At 35.3% G+C, this 13,478-nt stretch carries 16 protein-coding genes, 1 tRNA gene and 1 pseudogene; 10 read left to right on the top strand and 8 right to left on the bottom strand.

Translation table 11 applies throughout. The features are described 5' to 3' along the window. From ACTND6_RS03180 to ACTND6_RS03150, 7 genes are all read left to right on the top strand, one after another. On the top strand, window positions 1-591 hold a 591-nt coding region (locus tag ACTND6_RS03180; RefSeq protein ID WP_441021770.1), incomplete at its 5' end, for an RNA-guided endonuclease TnpB family protein. Beyond that, complete coding sequence (locus ACTND6_RS03175) at window positions 576-788, top strand: zinc ribbon domain-containing protein (RefSeq protein WP_441021772.1); 213 nt, start codon at window positions 576-578, stop codon at window positions 786-788. The genes ACTND6_RS03180 and ACTND6_RS03175, both read left to right, overlap by 16 nt. A gap of 89 nt (window positions 789-877) precedes the next feature. Further along, the gene (locus tag ACTND6_RS03170; RefSeq protein WP_441021768.1) at window positions 878-1,669 is read left to right on the top strand and encodes a MurR/RpiR family transcriptional regulator; all 792 of its coding nucleotides are present in this window, start codon (window positions 878-880) and stop codon (window positions 1,667-1,669) included. An 82-nt stretch (window positions 1,670-1,751) separates the two neighbouring features. Beyond that, window positions 1,752-3,179, top strand: a complete 1,428-nt coding sequence (locus ACTND6_RS03165; RefSeq protein WP_441021766.1) for a 6-phospho-beta-glucosidase — start codon at window positions 1,752-1,754, stop codon at window positions 3,177-3,179. A gap of 75 nt (window positions 3,180-3,254) precedes the next feature. Next, window positions 3,255-3,410 carry a hypothetical protein gene (locus ACTND6_RS03160; protein ID WP_441021764.1) on the top strand — a complete coding sequence of 52 codons (156 nt, stop codon included), beginning with the start codon at window positions 3,255-3,257 and terminating at the stop codon, window positions 3,408-3,410. A gap of 51 nt (window positions 3,411-3,461) precedes the next feature. Further along, window positions 3,462-4,790: an MATE family efflux transporter gene (locus tag ACTND6_RS03155; protein WP_441021762.1), complete on the top strand. Its 1,329-nt coding sequence runs from the start codon at window positions 3,462-3,464 to the stop codon at window positions 4,788-4,790. A gap of 2 nt (window positions 4,791-4,792) precedes the next feature. Further along, entirely contained in the window at window positions 4,793-5,314 is a 522-nt protein-coding gene (locus tag ACTND6_RS03150; protein WP_441021760.1) for a CYTH domain-containing protein, read from the top strand. 28 nt (window positions 5,315-5,342) lie between these two features. Here the strand turns inward: ACTND6_RS03150 and ACTND6_RS03145 are convergent, their stop codons facing one another. Both ACTND6_RS03145 and rbr read right to left on the bottom strand, forming a co-directional pair. Continuing rightward, complete coding sequence (locus tag ACTND6_RS03145; protein WP_178175689.1) at window positions 5,343-5,717, bottom strand: desulfoferrodoxin family protein; 375 nt, start codon at window positions 5,715-5,717, stop codon at window positions 5,343-5,345. 11 nt (window positions 5,718-5,728) lie between these two features. Further along, window positions 5,729-6,268, bottom strand: a complete 540-nt coding sequence (rbr, locus tag ACTND6_RS03140; RefSeq protein ID WP_441021758.1) for a rubrerythrin — start codon at window positions 6,266-6,268, stop codon at window positions 5,729-5,731. A gap of 96 nt (window positions 6,269-6,364) precedes the next feature. On the opposite strand from rbr, the gene ACTND6_RS03135 reads away from it, so the two are divergent. Beyond that, window positions 6,365-7,249, top strand: a complete 885-nt coding sequence (locus ACTND6_RS03135; protein ID WP_441021757.1) for a helix-turn-helix transcriptional regulator — start codon at window positions 6,365-6,367, stop codon at window positions 7,247-7,249. A gap of 27 nt (window positions 7,250-7,276) precedes the next feature. After that, a tRNA-Thr gene (locus ACTND6_RS03130) sits at window positions 7,277-7,349 on the top strand. Window positions 7,350-7,471: 122 nt separating this feature from the next. On the opposite strand, the gene ACTND6_RS03125 is transcribed toward ACTND6_RS03130, so the two are convergent. From ACTND6_RS03125 to ACTND6_RS03100, 6 genes and pseudogenes are all read right to left on the bottom strand, one after another. After that, a complete protein-coding gene (locus ACTND6_RS03125) occupies window positions 7,472-8,317 on the bottom strand; it encodes a YitT family protein (protein WP_178175692.1) in 846 nt (281 codons plus the stop codon). Between the two features lie 20 nt (window positions 8,318-8,337). Beyond that, window positions 8,338-8,655 (bottom strand): annotated as a pseudogene (locus ACTND6_RS03120) (response regulator); the annotation flags it as partial. Window positions 8,656-8,693: 38 nt separating this feature from the next. Continuing rightward, window positions 8,694-9,899 (bottom strand): aminopeptidase, encoded by a 1,206-nt coding sequence (locus tag ACTND6_RS03115; protein WP_441021755.1) that lies wholly within the window; start codon window positions 9,897-9,899, stop codon window positions 8,694-8,696. 116 nt (window positions 9,900-10,015) lie between these two features. Further along, window positions 10,016-11,152 carry an ATP-binding protein gene (locus tag ACTND6_RS03110; RefSeq protein ID WP_441021753.1) on the bottom strand — a complete coding sequence of 379 codons (1,137 nt, stop codon included), beginning with the start codon at window positions 11,150-11,152 and terminating at the stop codon, window positions 10,016-10,018. Window positions 11,153-11,155: 3 nt separating this feature from the next. Further along, window positions 11,156-11,662 (bottom strand): methylated-DNA--[protein]-cysteine S-methyltransferase, encoded by a 507-nt coding sequence (locus ACTND6_RS03105; protein WP_441021751.1) that lies wholly within the window; start codon window positions 11,660-11,662, stop codon window positions 11,156-11,158. Continuing rightward, window positions 11,652-12,284, bottom strand: a complete 633-nt coding sequence (locus ACTND6_RS03100; protein ID WP_178175696.1) for a DNA-3-methyladenine glycosylase 2 family protein — start codon at window positions 12,282-12,284, stop codon at window positions 11,652-11,654. Before ACTND6_RS03100 ends, ACTND6_RS03105 begins: the two co-directional genes overlap by 11 nt. A 90-nt stretch (window positions 12,285-12,374) precedes the next feature. Between ACTND6_RS03100 and ACTND6_RS03095 the strand changes: the two genes are divergently transcribed. Continuing rightward, a complete protein-coding gene (locus ACTND6_RS03095; protein ID WP_441021749.1) occupies window positions 12,375-13,460 on the top strand; it encodes a DUF871 domain-containing protein in 1,086 nt (361 codons plus the stop codon). Window positions 13,461-13,478: the final 18 nt, after the last annotated feature.

Below are 13,478 nucleotides of genomic sequence, written 5' to 3'. Positions count from 1 at the left end.
TTTAAGATTAAAGATAACTGCATTGAATTTCCAGTTCTGATCAACGGTAAATCAAGGCGCATAGCTGTCCGTACTTCTATGACGGATAATCAGAAATTGATATTTGCGAATACAAAACATGGAACCATGCGTATTGTCTATAAAGGCAGCAAGATAGTTGCTCAAGTCGTATATGAGGTTAATGAACCTGAGTATACTGACGATGGCAGTGCCATGGGTGTTGACCTTGGTATTAAATGTCCTGCGGTATCATATACATCTGATGGCAGCGTTAAGTTCTATGGCAATGGCCGTAAAAATAAATATATGCGCAGGCATTATAAATATCTTCGCAAGAAACTAGGCAAAGCTAAAAAGCCTGATGCCATAAAACGTATCAACAATAAAGAACAGCGCATCATGAAGGACATTGACCATAAGATAAGCCGCGAGATTGTTGAGGCTGCTGCTGTTCATGATGTTAAAGTTATAAAATTAGAACGTTTGGCAAACATTCGCTCTACGACAAGAACAAGTCGAAAAAACAATCCCAGTCTGCATACATGGTCTTTCTATAGGCTTGCACAGTTTATAGAATACAAGGCAAAGTAGCAGGAATAAAAGTTGAGTATGTTAATCCAGCATATACAAGCCAAAGATGTCCTGTCTGTGGTAGTGTTCATCACGCCAGAGATAGAAACTACACATGCTCCTGTGGCTTCCGTATCCATAGGGATTTGCTTGGTGCGATAAATATTTGTAACTCAACTGAGTATGCTGGCGATAGCAATATCAGACATACTGCCTAGAGAACTATATGTTCTGCTCTAGGAAGGGTAATGGCATACCCATAACTTGCACTACGATCTGCCAGAAATGGACTGGTCGGCCAACAAACTTGGCAGGTAGCAAGAATCCCCTGACTTTAGGCATGGGGAGTGTCAATGGAGGAAAAATGCTAATAGATAAATTGAATCAAATATTGAATTCTGAAGATGAATCATCAGTCAGTTATGTAATTAGTTTGTTTATTAAAAAAAATCTGAAAGAGATTCCAGAACTATCTATCAATTACATTGCCTGCTCATGTCATACATCTAAAAGTCAAATTTCTAAGTACATAAAATCTCTTGGGTATAGAACAATGAAAGAATTCAAAACTGAATGTATGGACAATGTGTCTGGCTTTGAGCGAACAAACATCACACTTTTTTCTCTGCAAAAAAATACTATAGAACAGTTTACAGATTTTACCAAAGATTTGATTTGTGAATTGTATTATGCAATGGAAGCGATAGATGAAAAGAAGTTATGTGCACTTTTACAAGATTTGCAAAAAAGTAAAAGAGTATTTGTTTATGGACATGGACATGCAAGTACACTTTGTTCCTATGTTCAGAATGAATTATCTGCAAAAGGAAAGGAAACGGTGATTTGTGATGTTGATTTTGCAAAGAAGTATGTTTTTTATGAATCAGATATTCTAATAATAATCAGCATCAATGGTAATACATTCCATTTCGAAAAAGAAGTAATTCAAAATATTTTAAATTGTTCTGTGAATACCTGGTTGATCAGCTGTAAAAAGAATATTGATTTTTCTGAGAAGTTTCTATATATACCAACGATAAAAGAAAAGTATAATGCCATTATTTTAAGACATATGATTGATTTTATTCTTTTGCATTGAGTTTCTATTTTAGAAACTTTTTCTTTTCAAGGAAAAATAAGTACTGCTCTATAATGTTTTTGTGCGAGGAGGAAAAATAATTATGGGATTAAAAAAAGATTTTTTATGGGGCGGTGCAACAGCTGCAAATCAATGTGAAGGTGGATTTGGTGAAGATGGCAGAGGATTAGCTAATGTTGATCTTATGCCATCGGGAGAGGACCGTTATCTTGTCGGTACAGGTGAGAAAAAGATGTATGATTTTGATGAACAGCATTATTATCCAGCCTTAACAGCAGTTGACTTTTATCATCATTATAAAGAAGATATTGCATTATTTGGAGAAATGGGATTTAAAACATTTCGCCTATCCATTGCATGGACACGTATCTTTCCTGATGGAAATGAGAATACTCCGAATGAAGCTGGATTAAAATACTATGAAAATATATTTAAAGAGTGTCATAGATATGGTATTGAACCTCTTGTGACAATAAATCATTTTGACTGTCCAATGTATCTTGTGAAAAAAATTGGTGGATGGAGAAATAGAGAAATGATTGGGTATTATCAAAAACTATGTCGTGTACTTTTCGAAAAATATAAAGGCCTTGTAAAATATTGGATAACATTCAATGAAATCAATATGATTTTGCATTTTCCTTTTGTGGCTGCTGGACTTAGTTTTGAAGAAAATGAAAACAAGACACAGGCAATGCTTACAGCTGTTCATCATCAGCTTGTTGCAAGCGCATTGGTAACAAAACTTGCGCATGAAGTAGATTCGGAAAATCAGATTGGATGTATGTTGGCGGCAGGATCCTACTATCCAGAAACGTGCCGTCCAGAAGATTATTGGAAGGCAATTTGTGATAATCGTGAAGTTTATATGTTTGCAGATGTACAGGCTAGAGGATCATATCCTGATTATTGTCTGAAATGGGCTGAAAAAAGAAATGCGAAAATTCCTTTTGTAGAAGGAGATGTAGAAGTATTAAAAGATAATACTGTTGATTTTGTTAGTTTTTCTTATTATTCTTCACGAGTAAGCAGTAGTAATCTGGAAAAAGCAAAACAATCAGAAAGTAATATTTTTGCATCTGCCAAAAATCCTTATCTGAAAGAAAGTGAGTGGGGATGGGCTATTGATCCTCTTGGATTTAGAAGTACGATTAACGAGCTGTATGATCGCTATCAGAAACCATTGTTTGTTGTTGAAAATGGCCTGGGAGCAGCAGATTGTGTTGAAGAAAACGGGAAAATTCACGATGATTACAGAATAGAGTATTTAAGACAGCACATTCAGTCTATGATAGATTCTGTTGAGAAAGATGGTGTTGATCTTCTAGGATATACAACTTGGGGATGCTTGGATCTTATTTCAAATGGAACAGGTGAAATGAAAAAAAGATATGGATTTATTTATGTCGATAGAGACAATGAGGGCAATGGAACTTACAGAAGAATTAAAAAAGACTCTTTCTACTGGTACAAAAAAGTCATTGCGACAAATGGAACGGATCTGAGCTGATTGACAAATTGTGTTTTCACAATACCTTACTTTACTTTTGAAAGGTAAAAAAATAGTAATAATAATGATACTTCATTGATTGAAGATGCAGAAGATATTTATGATTTATGGAAAAATGGAGCTAAAAACATGGTTACTTTCCCTGAAGAACCTCGCCCATTAGCTGTAGAACGTACAATTTCTCACAGAAGATGGCTCAATGGTGAAAAAACAAACTTCACAAAATTCTAAAACTTATCTTCGGATAGGTTTTTTGTATTAACATTCAGAAAGGACTACACAATGACAAAAGATCTCACACAAGGCAACCTAATTAAAAATATTATTACATTCTCACTTCCATTTTTATTGTCTTATTTTCTACAGACACTCTATGGTATGGCAGATTTATTTATTGTTGGACAATACAATGGTGCATCCTCTATCTCGGGCGTTTCCATTGGTTCACAGTTCATGCATATGGTTACTGTCATGCTCGTCAGCTTATCTTTAGGCTCTGTTGTTATGATAGGCCGTTATGTAGGCAGTCACAACGAAAAACAAGTCAATACAGTTATCGGAAACAGTATTACACTCTTTTCCTTTCTATCACTCATCTTGCTTATTGCATTGCTTTGCTGTAGAACAATGATTACCACAATCATGAATACGCCAATAGAAGCAATCCAGGAAACAAAAAATTACTTAACGATCTGTTTTCTAGGCATTCCTTTTATCATTGCATACAATGTTGTTTCTTCTATCTTCAGAGGCCTTGGTGATTCTAAAACACCAATGTATTTCATTTTCATTGCCTGTCTTTCTAATATTGTATTAGATTATGTATTTGTCGGATTTTTTCATATGCACGCAACAGGCGCAGCACTGGCAACCGTTATTGCTCAGGCAGTCAGTGTAGTTATCTCATTACTCGCAATCAAAAGCAAAAAACTCATTCACATTCATAAAACTGATCTCAAAATACAACAAGAAACACTGCAAAACATTCTAAAGATCGGTGTACCTGTTTCTTTACAAGATGGTTTCATTCAAGTCTCATTTCTAATCATCACAATTATCGCAAACAGCAGAGGTGTTGAAGTATCTGCCGCAGTAGGTGTCGTAGAAAAAATCATTTCTTTCTTATTTCTAGTTCCTTCCGCAATGATGTCTACTGTTTCCACAATTGTTTCTCAGGCAATCGGTGCCAATAACAAACCACTCGCAAGAAAAACACTATCCATTTGTTCCAGCATTGCTTTTACATTTGGAATTGTCATAGCGATATGTTTCCAGTTTATTTCTCAAAATGTTCTCTCTTTATTCACAAATGATGCAACTGTTATTTCACTAGGTTCTTCCTATATGCATTCCTATGTATTTGATTGTGCTATTGCGGGAATTCATTTCTGTCTGTCAGGTTTTTTTGTAGCAAGTGGCTATCCATTCATTTCCTTCTTGAACAATGTCATCAGTATTATTATATGTAGAGTACCAGGTGCTTATCTTGCTTCTATTTACTATCCAGATACACTATTCCCTATGGGTCTTGCTGCACCAATGGGAGGAATCATTCAAATTCTGATTTGTGTTTTTTTCTTCATTCGTTATCGAAAACAAGATAGAATATAAATATGACAAATAAAACACCATTAGAAATTGAAAGAAAATGGATGGTAAATGGTTTTCCTGATCTACCATTACTATTCACTCAGCAAATGCGTCAAGGATATATTGCAACACATCCAACTGTACGCATCCGCGAAGAAAAAATGATTTATTCATCCAAAGATCAGCCATTAAAAGATGAATTCATTCTTTGCTTCAAATCTTCAGGATTACTCACAAGAAAAGAAATTGAGATGGAAATTCCAGAAGAAAAGTTTGAAGAATTAGAAGATCTCATTGGCTTACCACTCATCAATAAACTAAGAAACACATATTTATTAAAAGATGGACACCACTTAGAAGTCAGTCATGTTGATGAAGGATTGCCTTCAGAATTCTTTTACGCTGAAATTGAATTCAAGAGTGAAGAAGAAGCAAATGCATTTGATCCAAAGCAGGTTGATCTGAGTGACTATCTCGATGATGATGTAACAAATCAGCCAAATCAATCCATGGCAGCATACTGGCAACAGACTAGACAAAAGTAAAAACCACCTTTCGGTGGTTTTGTTTGTTTTATTCAGCTTTCCAAAGTCCATGCAGGTTGCATAGTTCATATGCTGCAACGACTTCATCACCATCATTCAATGTGAATGTAGCTTCTGGCTTTTCTTCTGGATGAAGATCATGCTTCATGAAACCGTTCTTTGTTTCAAGAATGATCCATTGGATATAGTGTTTTTCAACCATTGGATGTTCTACAGAACCAACAGTTACTTTTACAACATTTCCATTCTTTTCAATCACAGGAACATGTTTTTCATTTGCAGCATCTGTTGTGTTAGGAATCACTTCATTCATTGTTTCTCCACAACATTTTGGAGTACAGCCACTCTTTTCATTTAAGAATGTAATAAAATTACCGCATCCTTCACACTTATAAAATTTCATATTCTCACCTGTTAATAGTTTTCTTCATGCACTTCGAAGTAAGACTGTGGATGCTTGCATACTGGGCAAACATCTGGTGCCTTTGTACCAATTACGATATGACCACAGTTTCTGCATTCCCAAACTGTAACGCCACTCTTTTCAAATACTTTCTTTTCTTCTACATTTGCAAGAAGTTTTCTATATCTTTCTTCATGATGCTTTTCAATAGCACCTACGCCTCTGAACTGTTCAGCAAGTTCATGGAAACCTTCTTCATCAGCTTCCTGTGCCATACGATCATACATATCTGTCCACTCATAGTTTTCGCCTTCAGCAGCAGCCTTCAAGTTAGCTTCTGTATCACCTAATTCGCCTAAGGCCTTAAACCATAGTTTCGCATGTTCTTTTTCATTTTCAGCTGTCTTCAAGAACAAAGCAGCAATCTGTTCATAGCCAGCCTTCTTAGCAACGCTAGCGAAGTATGTATATTTATTTCTAGCCTGAGATTCGCCAGCAAATGCTTCACGTAAATTCTTTTCAGTTTTTGTACCTGCGTATTTATTTGTCATATGTAAGTCCTCCTCTTTGACTTGTTGGTAATATAATATTAGCATTGTTAGATAAATAATAGTAGATTTTTGCTTTATTTTTTGTATAATTTTGTCATGACACTGAATTTATATAGAAATTACACATCCAATGTCCATTACACAGACGACAACTTAAAGATTTTTGCAAAACAAGAAGAAATGCTTCCAGATTCTAACTTTCATTCCATCCAGCATATTCATGAAGAAATTGAAATGATGGAAATATTAGAAGGATATCTCTATTACAACATTAATGATGAACAGGTAAAAGTAACAAAAGGTCAAATCATATTTGTGAATGCAAATCAATTACACTCATCAACATTAAACGAATCAGAATATTGTAAATTTAATGTTGTATTGATTCATCCATCAATTTATTCCAATGATCCATTGATTTATGCCAATTATGCAAAACCAATTGTTGAAAACACAAGCATTGACTATATGATCTTTGATCAGCATTCTTCACTCATCAATGCATTTCATCACATCCAGCAGTTAGACGCTATGCAATCAAGTGCATACATGCTTGGCATGCTTTCTGATGCATATACAATCCTGCAATTGATTTATGAACGATTAGAAACACACATTCCAGAAGTTGATCCACATCATTTAGATGATATGGAACTGTTAAATAAAATGACTTCATACATATACAAGAATTATGCAGATAAGATTTCATTGCGTGATATTGCTGAATACGGAAATGTATCAATATCAAAATGTTCAAGAATGTTTAATCTATATACAAAACATTCACCCATTGATTTCTTAAATCTATATCGCTTAGAAATTGCATCAAATCTTTTAAGAAGTACAGAGCAGTCCATTTCTCAAATCTCTTCTTCCTGCGGTTTTGATCAACAATCATATTTCAATCGCATGTTTAAGAAAGAATATGGCTGTACACCTTTAGCCTATCGCAAACATCCATGTGATAAATTTGTACATTAAGAAAAAATCAGTTATAATATTTGCACTGCCGACTTAGCTTAGTTGGTAGAGCAATGCACTCGTAACGCATAGGTCGTAGGTTCAAGTCCTATAGTCGGCACTGTACTAAGCTCTAAAAACCGCTTATTTATGCGGTTTTTTTGTATCCATTTTTTTCGAGCGAACTTTTGAGCGAACTATTTATCTTCAAAATAAAAAAAGACACAGATCATTCCATGTCTTCTATAATCGTTTTTCAAACCCTCCATGAATCATAGATCCTTGTGATAAAGTCACAAATGCATGTGGATCAGCTTCATGAATCAATTCATTCAATTGCTGCACTTCATATTTGTTAATGGCAACATACAAGATTTCAGTATCTGTTTCTGTATATGCACCTTTCCCATTCCAATACGTAACGCCACGTCCCATCGTCGACATAATTGTCTTCTTCAAATCGTGATTCTTTGTAAAAATCAAAGCAGTTACATTAATATTCTGCGCATGACAACGATCAGCAATCGTATATAACAATCCAACAAACAAAACAGAATACATAATTGTTTTCAAATCATCAAAGAACAGACAAATACCAAACAATACAATATTGAAATAAATAGATAGTTGTCCTGTTTTAAAATCAGGATGTTTTTTCACAATACACATCGTGGCAATATCAATACCACCGCAACATCCACTGCCACTCAATGCAGTTCCAACCCCAATACCACAAATTGCTGAAGCAAAAATCGTATTCAGTATCATATCATTCACTAAGGGCTGTTTTAATGGCGGCAAAACAGATAACAACACTGTTTGAATCACCAAAGAAAGAATTGTTTTTACGCAGAAATCTTTATGCATGATTTTCAATGCAAAAAAGAATAAAGGAATATTCAAGCAAAAGTTAATAATACCAAGCACATTGATATTTGCTGGAATATGTATCAACATACGAAGCAAGCGTTCAATTAATTGAGCTGTACCAATCATTCCTCCAAAGTTAATTCCATTTGGAGTCACAAACAGCCAGATACCAATGCTCAATAACACAGAGCCTAATACTACATTCAGATATCGTTTCATAACGCAACTATTATAGCGTCTCATTGATTTGTTGAACAATACTTTTCAATCACTTTCATCACTTCTATAAAATCAATTGGTTTTGAAATATGACCATTCATGCCAGCTTTCAAACAAGCTTCAACATCTTCCGCAAATGCATCCACACTCATCGCAACAACAGGAATATTCTGGATATCTTTTCTCTGCGATTTACGAATGAGTTTTGTTGCTTCATAGCCATTCATTATCGGCATCTGAATATCCATAAACACAAAATCAAATGCATGTTCCTCACTATTTTCCAATATATCTACACATTCTTTTCCATTACCAGCTCTTTGTGTATGAATACCACACCGTTCAAGAAAATCAAAAAAAGGGCAATATTATGCCCTTACAGCATAAAATCACCCTGATCAAATATCACAACTTCTTTTCCATCTTCTGTTGTACCAACAATATGCATATCACTTGTGCCAATCATAAAATCAATGTGGATCTTTGAATCATTGAATGTATATCTAGAATCTTTTGGCTGCTGCACATTCAAACCTCTACCAAGTGCTAAATGACAAGAAGCATTCTCATCAATCAATGTTGTATAATACACACGTTGACTCATAGAGATTGGAGAATGATATTCCACTAAAGCACACTCTCCCAAATAACAAGCATTTTCATCCATACGAACCAATGCTTCTAACATTTCTTTTCCTTCATTTGCAATGACTTCTACAACTTTTCCATTTTCAAAGCGGAAGCCAAAATTTTCTACACTCTTTCCTCCAAGCACAAGTGGTCTAGAAGCATATACGACACCATTTGTCCCAAACTTTTCCGGTGTTGTACAGATTTCTTCTGTCGGAATATTTGGTGTAAAAGAGATACCATCTTCTTTTCTTTCAAAAGAGAATTTAGAATCCGGTGTCAATTCCACAACCAGATCTGTTCCATTGGATGCGGTATAGTGAAATTTCGTAAAATGATACGCATCAATTTTCTTTCCCCTTTCATGATTTCTGTCCCTTTTTTCTTTCCATGTTTGAACAACATCATTTGTTTCATCGATATAACAAAGCTTCAATAACAGCTTCCATAATTCCTCTAAACGTTTGCTTTCCTCTACATCTGGCATAATATAGTCTGCCCACTCTTTTGTAGGAATCATCGCAATCAGCCATTGACAATGCTTATCACGACTTGCCTTACGCATAATATTTCTCACTGCATCCACATGTGCAAATACCGCATTTGCCTTTTCTTCTGGAAGGTCTTCCATCAGTTTTGGATTCACCCCTTCAAGACGCACATAACATGCGCCTTCATCAAGATATTTCTGATTCTGTAAAACTTCCCAGTCTTCTACTTTTTCAACATCTTCTTTACTGCGATATAACGATGCAACTTTTAAATTCGCCTGATCTAGATAATGCACCACTACATTACTCGCTCCAAGCTTGTAACACTCTTCACAGAAAACTGGTGTAAATGCACTTCCTTCAATTGCCGCTTCCACAAGAACTGTCTGTCCTTTTTGTACGTTTAAACCAACACGTGCCAATGTATATGCGTACTTTCTTTTCATTTCTTCTAAATTCATATTTTTTTCCTCGATTCAATGCACGTATCTTATCATAATGATCCCGTCATACTATGCATGTATTGCTATATTTCTAAAGAAAAAAACTTATGAAATGTAGTTTTGTTTCATAAGTTTCATTTCACATCATCGTATGTATCTAAGAAATGATGCTTTTCTTTATCATCTTTATAGGCAATGATTGTCTTCAAACTGACATTTTCAACACTCTTGAAGATATTCTGTTCCACATATGGATTTGTCTTCTTCAATTCACGAATCAGATTCTTTACTTCAACACGTTTTGAACGAGGACGCGTTAAACACGCTTCTGAAGAACATGTGTCTGTAAATTTACATGCACATTGAATAAAGTACAGATTATTATGCTTTGCCCATGCTTTAATATCATCTTCTCTTACAAGATATAAAGGACGAATGACTTCCATGCCTTCAAAATGATTGGAGTGTAATTTAGGCATCATTGTCTGAATCTGTGCACCATATAACATAGACATCACAATTGTTTCAATCACATCATCAAAATGATGACCTAATGCAATCTTATTACATCCTATATTTTTAGCATAGTTATACAAATGTCCTCTACGCATTCTTGCACAGATATAACAAGGATTCTTATCAATATGGAATACATTCTCAAAGATATCCGTTTCAAAGATCTCAATAGGAATATTCAACTTTCTTGCATTATCTTCAATGATCAAGCGATTCTCTTTTGAATATCCAGGATCCATGACCACAAACTTCACATCAAAATGGATCTCAGAATACTTATGCAATTCCTGAAAGCACTTTGCCATCAGCATCGAATCTTTTCCACCAGAAATACAAACCGCAATCCGATCTCCTTCTTTGATCAATTCATAATCACGTACCGCCTTTGTAAATTTTGACCAGATCTGTTTACGATATGTTTTAATGATACTTCTTTCCACTTTTTCCGCAAATTGTATGGAATTATTTTCTTTCATTTTATCCATGACAATGGAAACATATCCGCCATGCAGACTCACCGCATCATATCCTTGATCGCACAAAGCAAGTACAACAGGAATACTCAATTTTCCACGATCACACACAACAACGATCTTCTTGTCACGATCAAATGCATGCTTTTCAACTTCATCCATTGATAGAACAACACTATGGTCAATTGGATTCTTTAATACTTTCTCTTCTTCTCTAATATCCACCAATACATATGTACTGGCATCTAACTTCTTTAATTCATCAATTGTTATTTCATTCATAGTTTAGTATTTTACAGGAATCTCCTTGTTTTTTATACCCTCTAGACGCAACAATTGCTTTTTCTTATCCAATCCAGAAGCATATCCTGTTAATGATCCATCACTGCCGATGACTCTATGACAAGGCACAATAATAGAAATTTTATTTCTGCCAACCGCACCGCCAACTGCCTGCGCAGACATATGTTCTTTTTTACAATGAGATGCAATACAACCATATGTTGTTGTTTGACCATAAGGAATCTGTAATAACTGACTCCATACTTCCATCTGAAACTCACTTCCAATCATATGCAGATTTGGAAGAAAATCAGGCACTTTTCCCTGGAAATAAATATCCAGCCATCGCTTTGCATCCAATAAGTATTCATCTTCCTGCTCAATGACATCATCAACCCCAGCACGATCATACTTCTGCCCAACAAAATACACACCACAAAGTCCTTCTGCATCTGAAACAAGCACCATTCTACCAATTGGTGAATCATAATACATAATATTATTTGCCATAATCTTTCATTCCCTCTATCTTTCCACCAGCTACTGCCCAAAGATACAAACTCGCAATGGAACAATAGGGTGAAAATCTTCTTCTATATTTTTCAAACAGCTGTTTTGTAATCTTACGATGATGATAAACCATACGTAAACCTCTTTGAATTGCTAAATCATCATACGCAAATACATTTTTTCTCTGCATGCAGAATAAAAGAATCATTTCCGCAGTCCATCTGCCAATGCCTTTCAATGACTGCAAAATTTCGATTACTTCTTCATCACTCTTTTCATACAATCCATCTAGATCAATCTCATGATTTCTAACTTTCAAAGCAAAGTCTTTCATATACGAAACTTTTCGAAATGTTAAACCAAAGCTCTGTAAATATGCATCACTTGCTTCACATATCGTATCTTCATCAATTACACCTAATCCATCTTTCATTCTTTGATAAATGGTTTTCTGTGCTTTTGTAGAAATCTGTTGACCAACAATATGGTGGATCACACTTGTAAACAAATCCTCATCCACTTCTCGATGAATCATCCCAAGTGTTTCAATCACTTCTTTCATCTTTCCATCCTTTTGACAAAGATAGTCCATCTCTTCTTTCCCATAAATAAATTCATTCATAATGATTTCCTTAGGTCTTTTTCTATATTTTAATGCATCTGAAAAAAACTACCATATTGATTATTTTTTTTCCTCCTTTACAATGGAGTTATGAAAACATTAGGTATATCTGTTTATCCAGAACATAGCACTTACGAAGACGTATTTGCTTACATGAAAAAAGCAGGAGAACTAGGCTTCAAGAGAGTTTTTACATGTTTCCTATCAGTAAAGGAGTCCAAAGAGGAACTCGTTAAAAACTTCTCAAAGTTCTGTCAGGTCGCACACGAATGTGGTTTAACAGTATCTGCGGATACAAACCCAGAAGTATTCGCACACATTGGTGCAACACCTTATGATTTGTCCGTTTTCCATGAGATTGGACTTGATATCATCCGTTTAGATGGTCATTTCTCTTCTCAAGAAGATGCCGCAATCACAAGAAACCCATATGGTATCAAGATCGAATACAACGCATCTGGCAACATTGCTTTCAGAAATTTGATTGAAACAGGTGCAGATCAGGAAAATATGTGTTTCTGTTCCAACTTCTTCCCACAGCGCCATACAGGTATGGGATTAAAGAGATATCTAGAATTAACATCTAGATACAAGAACGCAGGTTTCAGAGTTGCATCTTTCGTTTCTTCTAACGAAAAGAACACATTTGGTCCATGGCCAGTATTTGATGGTTTGCCAACACTGGAAATGCATAGAGATCTTCCAATTGATCTTCAGCTAAGACACCTAATTGCGATGAATCTATGTCAGGATATCTTAGTTGGTAATGCATATGCAAGTGACGAAGAACTCAAAGCAATGGCTGATACAGATCTTACAAAGATCACAATGAAAGCTACACTTGTTGATGACATCACACCACTTGAAAAACAAATCGTATATTACGACAAGCACAACCAGCGTGGTGACTGCAACGATGACATCCTGAGAAGCTCAGGAACACGTGTTGTATTCAAGGGACAGTCCATTCCACCAAGATCAAAGGAAGGCTTTACAGCACATCGTGGTGATCTATTGATTGTTAACGACAACCTGGAACATTACCGTGGTGAACTCTGGGTCGTATGTCATGATATTGAAGTATCCAATGAATACAACCTCGTTGGCAAGCTCAATTCAAATGAAGAAATTCTTCTTGACTGGGTCGTAGCTGACACTCCATTCGGTATTCTTTAATTCACAAAAGTTGAAAGT

Origin of the sequence: Bulleidia sp. HCP3S3_C9, from assembly GCF_052064035.1 — a bacterium.
GTDB lineage: Bacteria > Bacillota_I > Bacilli_A > Erysipelotrichales > Erysipelotrichaceae > Bulleidia.
This window is presented reverse-complemented; position numbering and strand designations above follow the sequence as displayed.